We start from the raw sequence: 15,405 nt of genomic DNA, 5'->3' as shown, positions 1-15,405 counted from the left end.
CCCCCCGGCCCCCCCCCTGGCCCCCCCCCCGGCCCGCCCGGCACCCCGCCGGGGCCGGCGGCCCGCTGCGCGCCGCTCGCGCGGGCGTGCTCCCAGGCCTGCGCGGGCACCAGCCCGGCGCGCAGCAGCGCCGCGACGCGCTCGGCGAGCCGGGCGCCGTCGAGCAGGTCCTCCTCCGGCGGGCGCCGCGCGCTCCCCCGCCCGCGCCCGTCCCCCCGCCCGGCACGGGCGCGCAGCCGGCCCGGCGGCCGGGGCGCCGGGGCGGGCCGGCCGGGCGCGCGGTGCCCCGCGAGCACCACCGCGGCCCCCAGCAGCAGCGCGACGACGACGGCGCTCACAGCGGCGCCAGCGCGGCGGCGAGCGCCTCCCAGCCGGGCCCGCGGTGCTCGGCGCCCTCGGGGTCGCGGCGCAGCGCGGGGAGCACGCCGGCGCGCCCGCCGGCCACCGGGCCCACGAGGGCGACCTCCACCAGGCCGCGCCGCTCGCCGCGGCGGGCCACGTGCAGGACGACGTCGACGCCGGCCAGCAGCTGCGCGTCGACCGCCTCGGGCGAGGAGCCGGCGGCGGCCGCCAGGGCGTGCAGCCGGGGCACGACGTCGGCGGCGGTGTTGGCGTGCACGGTGCCGGCGCCGCCGGCGTGCCCGGTGTTCAGCGCGGCGAGCAGGTCGCGCACCTCCGCGCCGCGGCACTCGCCGACCACGAGGCGGTCCGGGCGCATCCGCAGCGCCTGGCGCACCAGGACGTCCAGGCCCACGCCGCCGCGGCCCTCGACGTTGTCGCGGCGCGCCTCCAGGCGCACGACGTGCGGGTGGTCCGGGCGCAGCTCGCCGGAGTCCTCCACGAGCACGATGCGCTCGCGGGGGTCGACCTCGCCCAGCAGCGCCTGCAGCAGCGTGGTCTTGCCCGCTCCCGTGCCGCCGCTGACCAGCACGGACAGCCGGGCGGCCACGACCGCGCGCAGCAGCGGCAGCCAGGCGGTGGGCACCGCGCCGGCGTCGGCGAGCTGCTCCAGCCGCCAGCGCCGCAGCGCGGGCACCCGCAGGCTGATGCAGGTGCCCTCCGGCGCCAGCGGCGGCAGGACGGCGTGCAGGCGGGTGCCGTCGGCCAGGCGGGCGTCGACGAAGGGGCTGGCCTCGTCGAGCCGGCGCCCGGCCCCGGCGGCCAGCCGCACCGCCAGCGCCCGCACCCGCTCCTCGCCGCCGACCTCCACGCCGGCCGGGTGCAGGCCCGCGCCGTCGTCGACCCACACCCGCCCGCCGCCGTTGACGAGGACGTCGGTGACGCCCTCGCGGGAGAGCAGGGGCTGCAGCGGGCCGGCGCCGCTGACGCGGTCGCGCACGTCGTCGACCAGGCGCAGCAGGGCGGCCGCGCCCAGCACGACGCCCTCGGCGCGCGCGGCCGCGGCCACCGCCACCGGGTCCACCGGCCCGCTCAGGCGGGCGCGCACCCGCTCGGCGAGGTCGGCGACCCCCGCGCCGACCCCCGCGCCCACCACCGGGCCGCTCACCGGGCCGCTCACCGGGCCGGGGCGGTGGCCGCCCAGCGGGTGGCGAAGCCGCGCACGGCGCTGCGCCGGCCGGCGGGCAGGCCCTCCCCGCGCTCCAGGCAGGGCTCGAGGTCGCGCTCGGGGCGCAGCACCGCGCTCAGCGGCGCACCGACGACGTCGGCGAGGACCCCGGGGTCGGCGCCGGAGCCGACGTCGCGCAGCACCAGGCGCACCGCGGCGCCGGTGCCGGTGCCGGCCAGCCGGCGCACCTCGTCGACGGTGCCGCAGGCCGCCGCGGCCGCGCGAGTGGTGGCGGGCGCGACGACCAGCACCTCCTCGCAGGCGCCGAGCACGCCCGCGCCGAGCTGCTCCAGCCGTCCGCGCGGCAGGTCCACGACCGTCGTGGCGAAGGTGTCGCGCGCCGCGCGCAGCACCGCGCCCAGGGCCTGCCCACCGGGCGCGGCGCCGGCGCGGCGGTCCCCGGCCAGCAGGTGCAGGCCCTCGCCCAGGCGCACCGTCGAGCGCAGCACGTCGGGGCGCAGCCGCCCGGAGACGCCGGCCAGGTCGCCCCAGCGCAGGCCCGGCAGCTGGTCGGCGCCCACGAGCAGGTCCAGCCCGCCGGCGCCCGGGTCGGCGTCCAGCAGCAGCACGTCGCCTGTGGTGGCGGCGGCCTCGGCCAGGGCGGCGGCCAGGACGCTGGCCCCGCCGCCCCCGCAACCGCCGACCACGCCGACCACCCGGCCCGCCGGCCGCCGCCCGCCCGCGGCGTCGAGCAGGCGGTCCAGCAGCCACGGCTCGGCCTCGGGCAGCAGCGCGGCGTGGTCGGCGTCGAGCTCGGCGGCGCGGCGCCACCACTGCGGCCCCACCGGCGCGCACCCGACCAGCACGACCTCGCCCGCCCCGCGCTCGCGGGCGGCGGCGACGGCGGCGGCACCGGCGTCGGCGCCGACGAGGAGCAGCGGGGGCGCCTCGAGGGCGGGCGGGACCTCGCGCAGCACCGCGCAGCCGGCGGCGCCGGCCAGCCGCAGGACGGCCGCGGCCAGCGCGTCGTCGTCGGTCAGCAGCGCGGCACCGGGCCCGGGGTCCTCGGCGGGGCGGCGGGGGCGCGGGTCTGCGGGCACGGGGTCCTCCTGGCGGTCGCGGTGGTCGCGACCACCGTGCTGCCGCCCGGCGGCGCGCCCGGCGTGCGCCGGGTGCGGCTGTGGGTGCGCAGCGGCGCGGCCGGGGTGTGGACACGGCGGCGCGGGGCGACCCGGGGAGGCCTGGAGGGGGAAAGGCGACGGCCCCCGCTGGGGGGGAGCGGGGGCCGTCCACGGTCCGGCTCGGGGGGGATGAGCCGGCGCCGCCGTCGCCCGTAGGCGTACTCCGACATTTGACCTCATCGGAGCGCCGCTGGCAATTCCTCGACGCTGACGAGTTCTCCACGCCTCGCGCGCGGGCCCTGCGCGGGCCCTGCGCGAGCTCCGCGCGAGCCGCGGGCGGGCGCCTCAGGGGCGCAGCGGCGCCAGGCGCGCGAGGAAGTCGGCGGCCAGCGGCGCCGCCACGGACCCGCCGCTGGCCCCGTCGGCGACGAAGACCGCGAAGGCGAGCGTGCCCTGGTAGCCGATCGTCCACGCGTGCGTGGGCAGCGGGTCCCCCGTGCCGTGCTCCGCGGTGCCCGTCTTGGCGTGCACCGGGGCGCCCGGCACCGCGGCCAGCACCGTGGCCGTGCCGGAGGTGACCACCTCGCGCATCAGGGCGCCCACGGTCGCCAGCACCGCCGGGTCCACCGGCGCGGGCGGCTGCGGCGCCGGCGGCGGCGCGGGCTCCAGCACGACGGCGGGCCGGCGCAGCTGCCCGGCGGCGATCGACGCGGCGGCCACGGCCATCGCCAGCGGGCTGACGAGGGTGCGGCCCTGGCCGAAGCTGGCCGCGGCCAGGTCCACCGCCGACTCCGCGGCCGGCACCTCGCCGGCGAAGGCCTCCACGCCGGTGGACCACCGCGCGCCCACGCCCAGCTGCGCGGCGGTCAGCGGCAGGGCGTCGTCGGCCAGGCGCGGGCTGAGGGTGACGAACGCGGTGTTGCACGACTGCGCGAAGTCGGTGCGGAAGGGCACGTCGCCGAACGCCTCGCCCTCGAAGTTGCGGAAGGAGCGCCCGTCCACGACGGCGGTGGGCGCGCACGGCACGACCTCCTCGGGGTCGAGGCCGCCGGCCAGCAGGGCCGCGGTGGTGACCACCTTGAACGTCGAGCCCGGCGGGTAGCGCCCGGTCAGCGCCCGGTCGCCCTCGTCGGCCGGGGAGTTCGCCACCGCCAGCACCTCCCCGGTGGTGGTGTCCACGGCCACCAGCGCGGCCGCCGACGGTGCGGTGTCCAGGACGTCGTCGGCGGCCTGCTGCACGTCGGCGTCCAGGCTGGTGCGCACCGGCTCGCCGGCCACCGGCGGCGCGGAGAACAGCTCGCGCCCCGCGCCGGTGCCGCCGTCGGTGCGCACGAGGACGCCGACGCGGCCGGCCAGCCGCTCGTCGTAGCGCTCCTGCAGCCCCGACAGGCCCGCGAGGTCGCCGGCCGCGTAGCGACCGCCGGAGGCCTCGACGACCTCGGCCGTGGCCTGCCCGACCGTGCCCAGCAGGCCGCGGGCGAAGGCGCGGGTGGGCGCCAGCGGCAGCGTGGAGGTGCGGAAGACCGCGCCGGGGACCGGCTGCAGGGCCGCGCGCCGGTCGTCGTAGTCGGGGCGGCGCAGGGTGATGACGTCGACGAACGCGTCGGGCGCCGCCTGGCGCACCCGCGCGGCGAGGGCGGCGGCGTCCACGTCCAGCACCTGCGCCAGGGCGGCGGCGGTGGCCTCCGGGTCGGTGGTGCGCGAGGGCTGCACCCCGACCTGCACCACCTCGGTGGCGGTGACCACGGCGGTCCCGTCGCGGCCGAGGACGTCGGCGCGCTCGGGCGCGGTGCGCTCCAGGCGCAGGACGGAGCCGTCGGCCAGCGCCGGGTGCACGAGCGCCGGCTCCCACAGCGCCCGCCACGCCTCGTCGTCGCCGCGGCGCAGCCGCAGGGCGGTGGTGTACGCGAAGGCGGTGCCCGCGGCGGCGCCGTGCGCGCCGGCCAGGTCGAAGGAGACGTCGAGGACGGCCTCGGCGGCGCCGTCCCCGGCGCGCTCGGCGTCCACCGACGCGACGGCGACCGCGGGCGGGGCCGCCGCCAGGCGGCCGGCCAGGCGCGCGTACTCGGCGCCCAGGTCGGCCGGGAGGCTCCCGGTGGCGGCGGCGAACAGCTCCGGGCGCCAGGTGCCGGCCGCCCAGCCGGCGGCGACCTCGTCGGCCAGCCGGCGCGCGCCGGCGCCGTCGTCGTCGCGCGCGCGCAGCCACAGCGCGCCGCCCGCGACCGCGGCGGCCCCCCCGGCGACGACGGCGCGCCGGCGCGGGCGGCGGGCGGGGGACGGGGAGGTCGGGGAGGGCGGGGAGGGGACGTCGGCGCTCATCGCCCGCGATGCTCGCACGCGGCGGCTGGTAACCTCTCAGGCGTTGGAGGTGTCGCCTAGTCCGGTCTATGGCGCCCGCCTGCTAAGCGGGTTGGGGGCTACAACCCCCTCGCGGGTTCAAATCCCGCCACCTCCGCAGGGCCGAGAGCCCCGTCCGCACCGCGGACGGGGCTCTCGTCGTCTCCGCCCGCGGCGCCGCCGGCGCCCCGTCCGCGACGTGCCCGAGCGGTCCGCGCCCGCCGCCGCGAGCGCCGTTCGGGGCCCTGAGCCGTTGCGCCGCAACCGATTGGTGCTCCGGGCGACGGGCCGCTACAGTAGTCGACGGCTGCTGCGGCAACGCGGCACCGGCGCCCGTAGCTCAACGGATAGAGCATCTGACTACGGATCAGAAGGTTAGGGGTTCGAGTCCCTTCGGGCGCACCACGGCCAGCCGGCCGCACAGGGCGGGTCCCCCTCGGGGGACCCGCCCTTCGTCGTCCAGGCCCGCCTCGCCGCCGTCGGCGCGCCGCGCACCACCGGCGGCCCGCTCGGCCGGCCCGGGCGGTGCCGGCCGCTCGTGCGCGCGGCCCCGCTGCCACCCCGTCACGGTCGCCCGCCGCCGCCCGTCCTCGCCACCGGTCCTCGCCGCCGCCCGTCCTCGCCGCCGCGAGGCACCAGCCGGGGCACCACCGCCCCCGCACGGCACGGGTCACCAGCCGGCGCCGCCCGCGCGGGGCCCCCGCCCCGGGCGCTCCCGCCCCGGGCGCTCCCGGCCCGGCGGCACCGGCGGCGGGCGGCTCCCGGCCCGGGCCCGCACCCGGGCCGGGCGCGCGCCGCACCCTGGCCCGGCGCGTAACCGCACCGCACCCCGGTGCCGGCCGGCGCTCACGCCCCGCACCCGTGCGGCCCGTCCCGCGGCACCGGCCCGGGTTCCACCCCCCGGCCGCCGGGCGCCCGCGGGCCGCGCCGGGGCCGGACCCGGCCGGGTTCCGCGCGGCCGGGTCCGCACCCGCCCGGGTGAACCGCCCCGGGGAACACCGGGGCGCGCGGCGTGAACCCGGCCGAACCCCGGCCGAACCCCGGGGAACCGGCCGGCCGCCCGTTCCCGGGGTGTTCGCGCCGCCATTCCACGGGGTGTTCACAGCAACCGCCGCGCGGTGTTCGGGTGCTTTTCGCGCCGGCCGCCGCGAGCCGGCCCGCCCGGTTCGCCCGGCGCCGCGCCGGGGGGCGCCCACCGGCGCGAACGCCCGGCGCGAACGCCCGGTGCGCGGCCGTTCCGGGGTGTTCCCGGCAGCGGCCCGGCAGTTGCGCGCGGGGGCGCGGGAAGGACCCGCGGGAACGGCGGTCCGGGTGCGCGCGCAGAACACCGCCGGGCCGATCGGGAAAGGGCTCTCCGAGCGCGAACCCCGGAAGAACTGTGGTTTCATGGTGTTCAGCCTCAATCAACCCACTCCCCCTCCCAGGAGCCCAGCATGGCAAGCCACGACGTCGCGTTGAAGGTGGCCACCGAACTGCCCGTCGGCGCGGTGGACCTCGAGATCCCCGTGAAGCGCAACGGTCGCCGCATCGGCACGTTCACCGTCAACGCGAACGGCGTCTCCTGGAACCCCTCGACCTCCAAGGCCCCGACGTCCGTGTCCTGGGAGGACCTGCCGGCGGCGCTGTCGAGCACCACCGCCCCGGCGCAGGCCGCCCCGGCCAAGAAGGCCGCGCCCGCGAAGGCCGCCACCCCCGCGAAGACCGCGCCCGCCAAGACCGCCCCCGCGAAGAAGGCGGCCTCGAAGAAGGCCGCTCCCGCCCCGCAGGCCGCCCCCGAGCAGGAGCCCACGCCGGAGCCGGCCGCCGAAACCGCTCCCGCGGCGGCCGAGGCGGCCGAGGCCCCGGCGCCCGCCAAGCGCGGTTCCTCGCGCCGCCCGGCCGCGAAGTCCGCCGGCAGGTCCGCGGCGAAGTCGGCCCCGGCCGCCAAGTCGGCGCCGGCCGCGAAGTCGGCTGCGCCGGCGGAGCCCGCGCCGGCCGCGAAGAAGTCCGCTCCCGCCGCGAAGAAGTCCGCTCCGGCCGCGACGCCCGCCGGTGCCGTCGACGCGCGCGCGGTGCGCCAGTGGGCCGCGGAGAACGGCATCACGGTCGCCCCGCGCGGCCCGATCTCCACGAGCATCATCGACCGGTTCCGCGCCGCCACCGCCTGAGCGGGGCAGCGCGCGCGAGGGGGCGGGGTCCACGGGACCCCGCCCCCTCGCGCGTGCGGGGGCTCATCAGCCCTCGGAGGAGCTCCGGCGCTCCCGGCGTCCAGCCCGCCGCCGGCGACGCCGCCCGGTGCCCGCGAGCACGACCTGCCCGGCCGCGGCGGCGGGCCCCGCGGGCGCGGCGCTCGGGTCCGCGGAGGGGGCGGCGGGGCGCCCGAAGATGACCTCGCACAGGTCGCGGTACTTCTCGTCGGGGTCGGGCACCCAGTCGATGCGCCGCATCGCCTGGTCCTGGCCGGCGGACTCCAGCACGAACTCCCCGTACCCCAGCAGCCGCCCGGCCACCGACTGGTTGTAGCTCATGTCGGTCACCTTGGTCAGCGGCATCATCGCCGTGCGGCGGTTGACCACCCCGCGGGTGAGCAGCAGGCGCTTGTCGGTGGCGATGAACCACCCGTTGCGCCACAGGAACAGCCGCCACACCGCGCGGGCGAGCAGCACCAGCCAGAGCAGGAACAGCCCGTCGCGCAGCACCGGCGGGTCGGGCGGCAGGCGCACGCCCAGCCACAGCACGGCCAGGAAGCCGGCGACCACCCCGGCGACGGTGCCGGCGAGCTGGGCCCAGTGGCGCTGCACGGCCACGCGGGTGCGCTCACCGGCCAGCAGCCGCCGCTTCACCCAGCGCGGCAGGTCCTCGCGGTCCGGGTCGGCCTCGTCGGCCGCGGCCAGCTCGACGGGCGAGGTCCCGGAGGAGGCCCGCTCGCGGCGGCGCACCACGTCGACGCCGCCCGCTCAGCGCAGCAGGCCGTCGAAGAACGCGGCGATGCTGTCGACCAGCGTGCCCAGCGCCTCCCCGACGCCGCGCACGAACGCCGCCGCGGACTCCGGCGCGCTGTAGACGGCGTACAGCGCGAACACCACCAGGGCCCAGCCCAGAACCCGGCGCCACCTCATGCCCAGCTCCTCACCGCGTTCCTGGAACGCTGCTCGCGGTCGTTGCACGCCGGGGGCCACCGGGCCACCCGCGACCGGGCGACATCCTGCCGGACGCGGCGCGCGCGCCGGGCCAGCACGCGCCGGGCGCAGCGGACCTGTCGGGGACCCGGCGGGGCGGGGCGGGCGCGGGGACGGGTGGGCTCAGACGACGCCGTAGAGGCGGTCGCCGGCGTCGCCCAGGCCCGGGACGATGTAGCCCTGCTCGTCGAGGCGCTCGTCGACGGCGGCGGTGACGACGCTGACGTGGGCGTGCTCGTCGAAGGCGGAGCGCACGACCTCCAGCCCCTCGGGCGCGGCCAGCAGGCACAGGGCGGTGACGTCGTCGGCGCCGCGGTCGAGCAGGTAGCGCACCGCCGCGACGAGCGTGCCGCCGGTGGCGAGCATCGGGTCGAGCACGTAGCACTGCCGGCCGGAGAGGTCGTCGGGCAACCGGTTGGCGTACGTGGTGGCCTGCAGCGTCGTCTCGTCGCGGATCATGCCGAGGAAACCGACCTCCGCGGTGGGCAGCAGGCGCACCATGCCGTCGAGCATGCCGAGGCCCGCGCGCAGGATCGGCACGACGATCGGCTTGGGCGAGGTCAGCCGCACCCCGGTGGTGGGGGCGACGGGCGTCCGCACCGGGTGCGGCTCGACGCGCACCTCGCGGGTGGCCTCGTAGGCCAGCAGGGTGACGAGTTCGTCGGCCAGCCGGCGGAAGGTGGGTGAGTCGGTGCTCGCGTCGCGCAGCGCGGTGAGTTTGTGGGCGACGAGGGGGTGGTCGATGACGGAGAGGCGCACGAGGGCACAACCTACTCACCGCGACCGTGCTGGCGGCAGCCGCGAACGTGCTGCCACCATGGTCACGTGGCGTACTTCACCGCTGTGCTGACCCCCGACGGCGACGGCTGGCGCTCCGTCGACGTGGACCTCGAGGCCGGTTCCCCCGACGAGCTCGGCGACGTGCTGCGCGGGGCCGTGGGCGACGACGCGCTCGTCGTGGCGGTCCTCGAGCGCGAGGACGAGTGGTTCGCGCTCGTGCGCACCGACGGCGAGGACGTGCGGGTGTTCGTCTCCGACGCCGTGGCCGCCGCCGACAGCTCCCGCGCGGAGCTGTTCGCCGAACTGCCCCCCGCCGTGCCGGCGTCCGCCGGCGCCGGCGCGGCTGCGGACGACGCCGGGGAGGACGGCGACGACGAGGACGACGGCGAGGACGACGAGGACGGCGACGGCGAGCGGGCGGACGGCGCGGGCGCCGCGGCCGGCGCGGCGGCCGGCGTGCTCGACGACGCGTGGGCCGGGGACCCGGAGCTGCTGGCGGACCTGGGCTGCCCGGCGGCGGTGCTGGTGCGCCTGGCCGCCTCCGGCGCGGACCCGTCCGCGGCGACGGTGGAGGTCGGGGAGCTGCTCGGGTTCGCCGACGTGCTGGAGTCGCTGCGCTGAGCGGGCTGGCGCAGCCGCCGCGCTGGGCGCGGTGGATGGGCCTGGCGCTGGAGGAGGCGCGGGCGTGCCTCGCCACGGGGGACGTGCCGGTGGGCGCGGTGGTCCTCGGCCCCGACGGCGCCGTGCTCGGCACCGGCCGCAACGAGCGCGAGGCGGCGCAGGACCCCACCGCGCACGCGGAGGTGCTGGCGCTGCGGGCGGCGGCCCGCGCGCGCGGCAGCTGGCGCCTGGACGGCTGCACCCTCGTGGTGACGCTGGAGCCGTGCGTGATGTGCGCCGGCGCGCTGGTGCTCGCCCGCGTGGAGCGGCTGGTGCTGGGGGCGTGGGACCCGCGCTTCGGGGCGGCCGGCTCGCTGCGCGACGTGGTGCGCGACCGGCGCTTGAACCACGTCGTCGAGGTCGCCGGCGGCGTCCGGCAGGAGGAGTGCTCCGCGCTGCTGGACGGGTTCTTCGCCGAGCGGCGCGGCTGAGCGCGGGCGCCGGGCGCGGCGCCGGGCGGGACGGCTGGCGGGACGGCTGACGGGTCGGCACCGTGTATCGTTGCCGACGGTGGTGTGTCCGAGCGGCCTAAGGAGCACGCCTCGAAAGCGTGTGAGGGGGCGACTCCTCCGTGGGTTCAAATCCCACCGCCACCGCTCGAAGGGCGAAGGCCCCCGGCTCCGCGGAGCCGGGGGCCTTCGTCGTGCCGGGCGGGGTCGCGCCCGGCACGCGCGCGGCGGCGCTCAGCACGCCGGCGGGGCGCCCGGCGGGGGCGGCGGCGGGGGCGCGAGCGCGTCCTCGGCCAGCAGCTGCTGGTAGGCGGTGCCGAGCACCAGCTCCACCACCGCGACGGCGGGGTCCTCGACCAGCTGGGCCTCGGGCACGCGGGCGGCCACGGTGCGGGCCTGGGCCAGCCGGTCCGGGGGGTGGCGCACCACCGCGGTCACGGGCCCGGCGTCCACGGCGGCGTTGCCCACCCGGGTGACGGTGAAGCCGCGCCCGCGCAGCTCCTCGGCCACCCCGGCGGCCAGGCCGGAGCGGTCCGTGCCGTTGAGCACCTCCACGGGCGCCTCCGCCGGGGGCAGCAGCGGCTGCTCGACGGCCGGCGCGCACGAGGGGCCCGCGACCGCGGGGACCTCGTCGCCGGGCTGCCAGCGCCCCGTCCACAGCAGCGCGGCGCCGCCGCCGACGCCCAGCACGAGCAGCACCAGCACGGCGAAGACGGCGCGCTGGCGCCGGCGCCGCCACAGCCGGCGGCGCTGCAGCCGCTCGTACGAGGCGTCGTCGAGGTCGTCGGAGACCTCGGGCAGCTCGTCCTCGTCGCCCTCCCCGTACGGCGCGCGGTCCTCGCGCTCGCGGTACGGCACCTCGTCGTCGCGGTCCTCGGGCACGGTCCCCCCTCGGTCAGTCGGGCAGCGTCAGCACGCGCGCGTGCAGCACCTGTCGCTGGTGCAGCGCCGCGCGCACGGCGCGGTGGAGGCCGTCCTCCAGGTACATGCGCCCGCGCCAGGCCACGACGTGGGCGAACAGGTCGCCGTAGAAGGTGGAGTCCTCCGCCAGCAGCGCGTCGAGGTCCAGGGTGCGCCGGGTGGTCGTCAGCTCGTCCAGGCGGACCTGGCGCGGCGGCACCCCCGACCACTGCCCCGTGGTCTCGTACCCGTGCTGCGGGTAGGGGCGCCCCTCGCCGACGGCCTGGAAGATCACGCTGGGTGAGTGTAGGCGGCGGGGCCCCGGCGGCGGGGCAGGACGCGCGAGGAGGGTGCCGCGCACCGGGGTGGCGGACGACGAGGGGCCCGGACCCGCGGTGCGGGTCCGGGCCCCTCGGCCGGCGGAGGATGCGGGATTTGAACCCGCGAGGGCGTTAACCCAACACGCTTTCCAAGCGTGCGCCATAGGCCACTAGGCGAATCCTCCAGTGCTCCCAGCGTAGCGCGCCCGCGGGGGTGCCCTCGACCGGAGGGGTGCGCGCCGGGCGCACCCGGGGGGTGCACCGGGGGTTCGCGGGGGCGGTTGGACCGCACCGCGCCACGGCCCGTACAGTGGTCGCAGACCCCTCGTGCGGCGTCATCCAGCTGAACCCCCCCAGGGCCGGAAGGCAGCAAGGGTAGGCGGGCTCTGGCGGGTGCGCGGGGGGTCCCTCCATCCCTCCCGGCCTGTCCCCGGCGCGGGTTAGCCTCGGGGTCGTGACGAGCGCCCTGTACCGCCGCTACCGGCCCGAGAGCTTCGCGGAGGTCATCGGGCAGGAGCACGTCACCGTGCCGCTGTCGCAGGCGATCGCCAAGGGCCGCGTCACCCACGCCTACCTCTTCTCCGGCCCGCGCGGGTGCGGCAAGACCACCAGCGCGCGCATCCTGGCCCGCTGCCTGAACTGCGCCGCCGGCCCGACGCCCACCCCCTGCGGCACGTGCGACTCGTGCACCGACCTCGCCACCGGCGGTCCCGGCAGCGTGGACGTGGTGGAGATCGACGCGGCCAGCCACGGCGGCGTCGACGACGCGCGCGACCTGCGCGAGCGGGTCTCCTTCGCCCCGGCGCGCGACCGCTTCAAGGTCTACATCCTCGACGAGGCGCACATGGTCACCCAGCAGGGCTTCAACGCCCTGCTGAAGACGGTCGAGGAACCGCCCCCGCACGTGAAGTTCGTCTTCGCCACGACGGAGCCGGAGAAGGTCCTCACCACGATCCGCTCGCGCACCCACCACTACCCGTTCCGCCTCGTGCCGCCGGCCCGGCTGACGTCCTACCTCGCCGAGCTCGCCGAGCGCGAGGGCGTCGCGGTCGGCAAGGGCGTGCTGCCGCTGGTGGTGCGCGCCGGCGGCGGCTCGGTGCGCGACTCGCTGTCGGTGCTGGACCAGCTCATCGCCGGCGCGGGCGAGGAGGGCGTCACCTACGACACGGCCGTCTCGCTGCTGGGCTACACGCACGCCTCCCTGCTCGACGACGTGGTCGAGGCCATCGCCGCCGGCGACGGGGCCACGGTCTTCCGCGCGGTGGAGCGGGTGGTGGAGTCCGGGCAGGAGCCGCGCCGCTTCGCCGACGACCTGCTGCAGCGGCTGCGCGACCTCGTGGTCGTCGCCGCCGTCGGCGACGGGGCCGCCGACGCGCTGGCCGTGCCCGAGGACGCCCTGGAGCGCCTGCGCGCGCAGGCCGCGCACCTGGGGCGCGCGGAGCTGTCGCGGGCGGCGGACGTGGTGGCCGCGGGCCTGGAGCAGATGACCGGGGCGACCTCGCCGCGCCTGCAGCTGGAGCTGCTGTGCGCGCGCCTGCTGCTGCCCGGCGCCGACGCCGACGGCGGGCTGGGCCCGCGCCTGGAGCGGCTGGAGCGGCGCCTGGCCGCGGGACTGCCGGTGGCCGCGCCCGCCGCCCAGGCCGCCGCCCCCGCTCCCGCGGCCGCTCCCCCGGCCCCGCCCGTGGAGCGCGCCGAGCGCACCACGGCCCCCGCGCCCACCACGGCCCCCGCGCCCGCCGAGGAGGCCGCCGCACCCGCCGAGGAGGCCGCCGCACCCGCCGAGGAGGCCGCCGCACCCGCCGCACCCGCCGTCCACGCTGCACCGGCCCCCGCACCGGTCCCCGCGGCCGTCGTGGAGCCGCCCGCACCGGCCCCCGCACCCGTGGTGGAGGCGGCCGCGGCGGTGGCGGACGACGGCTGGCCGACCGCCCGCACGCCGGGGTCCCCGCCGCCCGCGGCGGCCTCCCCGGCGGCCCCCGCGGCGTCCAGCGCGCCCGCCGCGCCCGCGCCCGCCGGGCAGCCCGCGCCCGCGAGCGCCGAAGCCGCCTCCGAGGCGGAGACGGTGCGCCGGTTGTGGGTGGACGTGCTCGGCGCGCTGTTCCGCATCAAGCGGACCACGTGGTCGCTGGTCGCGGAGAACGCCACGGTGCAGGACTGCCGCGGCGGCGTGCTGGTGCTGCAGTTCAAGACCCCCGGCCTGGCCTCGGCGTTCGGGCGCGGCAACCACGCCGGGTTCGTCGGCGAGGCGCTGCTGGAGGTCACCGGCATCGAGGCGGGCGTGCAGGCCGCCGGGGCGGAGGGCGCCGCACCCCGCGGCGGGCGCGGCGCCGGCCCGCGCGGCGGGCGCGGCGCCGCAGCGGCCCGCCCGCGGACCGAGCAGCACGCCCCCCAGCAGCAGCACGCGCCGCAGCAGCACGCCCCCCAGCAGGCGCAGCAGCCCCGGCACGCGGTCCCGGCGGGCCTGGTGGGTCCCGACGACGACGTGCCACCGCCCGAGGCGCCCATCGACGACCCCGGCGAGGAGCACCTGTCGGCGCCCCGGCGCCCCGCGGCCCCGCAGCAGCACGCCCCCCAGCAGGCGCCCCAGCAGCACGCGCCGCAGCAGCACGCCCCCCGGCAGGCGCCCCAGCCGGTGCGCCGCCCGGCGCCGGCGGTCGTGGCGCCCGGGCCGCTGGAGGAGGACGTGCCCAGCCGCGACGACGAGGACGCCGAGGACTCCCAGCTCGTGGGCGCGGTGGTCGTCGAGCAGCTGCTGGGCGGCACGGTCATCTCCACCGACGACGGGCTCTGACGGGCTCTGACGGGCGCCGGCGGGTCCTGAGGGGCTCTCGCGGGCGGTGCCCGCTGTCGGTGGCGGCACGTAGGCTCACCCCGTGTACGAAGGAGTCGTCCAGGACCTGATCGACGAGCTCGGACGGCTGCCCGGGGTCGGGCCCAAGAGCGCGCAGCGCATCGCGTTCCACCTGCTGTCCGCCGACGCGGCCGACGTGCGCCGCCTCGCCGAAGTCCTCACCGAGGTCAAGAGCAGGGTGCGCTTCTGCGAGGTGTGCGGCAACGTCGCGCAGGAGCAGCTGTGCCGGGTGTGCAGGGACCCGCGCCGCGACGCGTCGGTGATCTGCGTGGTCGAGGAGTCCAAGGACGTCGTGGCCATCGAGCGCACCCGCGAGTTCCGCGGCCGCTACCACGTGCTGGGCGGGGCGATCAGCCCGATGGAGGGCGTGGGCCCGGACGACCTGCGGGTGCGCGAGCTGCTGGCGCGGCTGAGCTCCGGCGAGGTCACCGAGACGATCATCGCCACCGACCCCAACCTCGAGGGCGAGGCGACCGCCACGTACCTGGCGCGGCTGCTGCGGCCGATGGGGCTGCGGGTCACGCGCCTGGCCTCGGGCCTGCCCGTGGGCGGCGACCTGGAGTACGCCGACGAGGTCACCCTCGGGCGCGCGTTCGCCGGGCGGAGGGCCCTCGATGCCTGACGAGGCGCTGGGCGCGACCGTGGAGACCACCGGGGCCGAGGCGGCCGAGGCCGTGGAGATGGCCGAGCTGGCGGCGGCCACGGCCGTGGAGGCGCGTGCCTACCTCGACGCGGTCACCGAGGTGGCCAGCGGGCAGATGGGCTCCACCGCCCTGTCGGTGCTGCTGCTGGCGGTCGCGCAGGTGCAGGTGGCGGGCGCGCGCCTGGGCGCGGTGGCCGACGTGGTGCCCGCGCGCCGCTTCGAGCCGGACGCCGGCCCGGACCCGGACGTGGACCCGGTGCGCGCCAGCCTGGCCAACGTCCTGGAGGGCCTGGACGACTACGCCGAGGTCGTGGACCCGCTGACGGACGCGGCGCTGGTGCGCGGGGCCCTCTCGGACGACCTGGCCTCGGTGGCGGCGGACCTGGTGCACGGGCTGCGCCACTTCGAGCGCGGCGAGGTCACCGAGGCGCTGTGGTGGTGGCAGTTCTCCTACCTGTCCTCGTGGGGCACGCGGGCCACCGCGGCGCTGCGGGTGCTGCAGTCGGTGCTGGCCCACCTGCGCCTGGACGTGGACGCCGAGACCGCCTCGGACGCGGAGTTCGACGCCCTGCACCCCTGAGCGCTGAGCAGAACGCCCAGCGGGCCGCGCGCGCCGGGCGCGGTCTGCCCGGCGCGCGCCCGGGCGCGTGAGCAGGGGCGGGAGCACCCGCGCCCCTTC

General features: G+C 79.3%; 14 protein-coding genes, 4 tRNA genes, 1 other RNA gene and 1 pseudogene. 10 read left to right on the top strand and 10 right to left on the bottom strand.

Features of this window, described 5'->3' with window-relative positions; genetic code table 11:
• The 4 genes and pseudogenes from ACRYMN_RS15145 to ACRYMN_RS15130 all read right to left on the bottom strand — a co-directional run.
• A pseudogene (locus ACRYMN_RS15145) lies at nucleotides 1–338 on the bottom strand (hypothetical protein); the annotation flags it as partial.
• A complete protein-coding gene (locus ACRYMN_RS15140; RefSeq protein WP_432496709.1) occupies nucleotides 335–1,507 on the bottom strand; it encodes a TadA family conjugal transfer-associated ATPase in 1,173 nt (390 codons plus the stop codon). The pseudogene ACRYMN_RS15145 and the gene ACRYMN_RS15140, both read right to left, overlap by 4 nt.
• An 8-nt stretch (nucleotides 1,508–1,515) precedes the next feature.
• Nucleotides 1,516–2,607, bottom strand: coding sequence for a septum site-determining protein Ssd (gene ssd, locus ACRYMN_RS15135; RefSeq protein WP_432496706.1), 1,092 nt, complete (start codon nucleotides 2,605–2,607; stop codon nucleotides 1,516–1,518).
• Between the two features lie 366 nt (nucleotides 2,608–2,973).
• Nucleotides 2,974–4,947 (bottom strand): penicillin-binding transpeptidase domain-containing protein, encoded by a 1,974-nt coding sequence (locus ACRYMN_RS15130; RefSeq protein WP_432496704.1) that lies wholly within the window; start codon nucleotides 4,945–4,947, stop codon nucleotides 2,974–2,976.
• A gap of 45 nt (nucleotides 4,948–4,992) precedes the next feature.
• On the opposite strand from ACRYMN_RS15130, the gene ACRYMN_RS15125 reads away from it, so the two are divergent.
• The 3 genes from ACRYMN_RS15125 to ACRYMN_RS15115 all read left to right on the top strand — a co-directional run bounded on the left by ACRYMN_RS15125 (nucleotide 4,993) and on the right by ACRYMN_RS15115 (nucleotide 7,112).
• A tRNA-Ser gene (locus tag ACRYMN_RS15125) sits at nucleotides 4,993–5,083 on the top strand.
• A gap of 211 nt (nucleotides 5,084–5,294) precedes the next feature.
• A tRNA-Arg gene (locus ACRYMN_RS15120) sits at nucleotides 5,295–5,370 on the top strand.
• A 1,028-nt stretch (nucleotides 5,371–6,398) separates the two neighbouring features.
• A complete protein-coding gene (locus ACRYMN_RS15115) occupies nucleotides 6,399–7,112 on the top strand; it encodes an Lsr2 family DNA-binding protein (RefSeq protein WP_432496701.1) in 714 nt (237 codons plus the stop codon).
• A gap of 66 nt (nucleotides 7,113–7,178) precedes the next feature.
• On the opposite strand, the gene ACRYMN_RS15110 is transcribed toward ACRYMN_RS15115, so the two are convergent.
• The 3 genes from ACRYMN_RS15110 to upp form a co-directional block, all read right to left on the bottom strand.
• Complete coding sequence (locus tag ACRYMN_RS15110; RefSeq protein ID WP_432496699.1) at nucleotides 7,179–7,886, bottom strand: PH domain-containing protein; 708 nt, start codon at nucleotides 7,884–7,886, stop codon at nucleotides 7,179–7,181.
• A 15-nt stretch (nucleotides 7,887–7,901) separates the two neighbouring features.
• Complete coding sequence (locus ACRYMN_RS15105) at nucleotides 7,902–8,063, bottom strand: hypothetical protein (protein ID WP_432496697.1); 162 nt, start codon at nucleotides 8,061–8,063, stop codon at nucleotides 7,902–7,904.
• Between the two features lie 183 nt (nucleotides 8,064–8,246).
• Nucleotides 8,247–8,882: a uracil phosphoribosyltransferase gene (gene upp / locus ACRYMN_RS15100; RefSeq protein WP_432496695.1), complete on the bottom strand. Its 636-nt coding sequence runs from the start codon at nucleotides 8,880–8,882 to the stop codon at nucleotides 8,247–8,249.
• 66 nt (nucleotides 8,883–8,948) lie between these two features.
• Here upp and ACRYMN_RS15095 point away from each other — a divergent pair, with 66 nt between their 5' ends.
• The 3 genes from ACRYMN_RS15095 (at nucleotide 8,949) to ACRYMN_RS15085 (ending at nucleotide 10,159) form a co-directional block, all read left to right on the top strand.
• On the top strand, nucleotides 8,949–9,524 hold the full coding sequence (locus ACRYMN_RS15095; protein WP_432496692.1) for a tRNA adenosine deaminase-associated protein: 576 nt from the start codon (nucleotides 8,949–8,951) through the stop codon (nucleotides 9,522–9,524).
• A gap of 35 nt (nucleotides 9,525–9,559) precedes the next feature.
• Complete coding sequence (locus ACRYMN_RS15090; RefSeq protein WP_432496690.1) at nucleotides 9,560–9,994, top strand: nucleoside deaminase; 435 nt, start codon at nucleotides 9,560–9,562, stop codon at nucleotides 9,992–9,994.
• A 78-nt stretch (nucleotides 9,995–10,072) separates the two neighbouring features.
• Nucleotides 10,073–10,159: transfer RNA gene (locus ACRYMN_RS15085), tRNA-Ser, on the top strand.
• Nucleotides 10,160–10,246: 87 nt separating this feature from the next.
• On the opposite strand, the gene ACRYMN_RS15080 is transcribed toward ACRYMN_RS15085, so the two are convergent.
• From ACRYMN_RS15080 to ACRYMN_RS15070, 3 genes are all read right to left on the bottom strand, one after another.
• Complete coding sequence (locus tag ACRYMN_RS15080) at nucleotides 10,247–10,894, bottom strand: LytR C-terminal domain-containing protein (protein ID WP_432496688.1); 648 nt, start codon at nucleotides 10,892–10,894, stop codon at nucleotides 10,247–10,249.
• 13 nt (nucleotides 10,895–10,907) lie between these two features.
• Complete coding sequence (locus ACRYMN_RS15075) at nucleotides 10,908–11,207, bottom strand: type II toxin-antitoxin system VapB family antitoxin (RefSeq protein WP_432496685.1); 300 nt, start codon at nucleotides 11,205–11,207, stop codon at nucleotides 10,908–10,910.
• A 125-nt stretch (nucleotides 11,208–11,332) separates the two neighbouring features.
• A tRNA-Ser gene (locus ACRYMN_RS15070) sits at nucleotides 11,333–11,417 on the bottom strand.
• A gap of 131 nt (nucleotides 11,418–11,548) precedes the next feature.
• Between ACRYMN_RS15070 and ffs the strand changes: the two genes are divergently transcribed.
• The 4 genes from ffs (at nucleotide 11,549) to ACRYMN_RS15050 (ending at nucleotide 15,306) form a co-directional block, all read left to right on the top strand.
• Nucleotides 11,549–11,645, top strand: an RNA gene (gene ffs, locus ACRYMN_RS15065) — signal recognition particle sRNA small type.
• A 41-nt stretch (nucleotides 11,646–11,686) separates the two neighbouring features.
• Entirely contained in the window at nucleotides 11,687–14,023 is a 2,337-nt protein-coding gene (locus ACRYMN_RS15060) for a DNA polymerase III subunit gamma and tau (RefSeq protein WP_432496682.1), read from the top strand.
• 82 nt (nucleotides 14,024–14,105) lie between these two features.
• Nucleotides 14,106–14,705, top strand: coding sequence for a recombination mediator RecR (gene recR, locus ACRYMN_RS15055; RefSeq protein WP_432496679.1), 600 nt, complete (start codon nucleotides 14,106–14,108; stop codon nucleotides 14,703–14,705).
• On the top strand, nucleotides 14,698–15,306 hold the full coding sequence (locus ACRYMN_RS15050) for a DUF5063 domain-containing protein (RefSeq protein ID WP_432496676.1): 609 nt from the start codon (nucleotides 14,698–14,700) through the stop codon (nucleotides 15,304–15,306). Before recR ends, ACRYMN_RS15050 begins: the two co-directional genes overlap by 8 nt.
• Nucleotides 15,307–15,405: the final 99 nt, after the last annotated feature.

Origin of the sequence: Kineococcus gypseus (genome assembly GCF_050871305.1) — a bacterium.
Classification (GTDB): domain Bacteria; phylum Actinomycetota; class Actinomycetes; order Actinomycetales; family Kineococcaceae; genus Kineococcus; species Kineococcus gypseus.
This window is presented reverse-complemented; position numbering and strand designations above follow the sequence as displayed.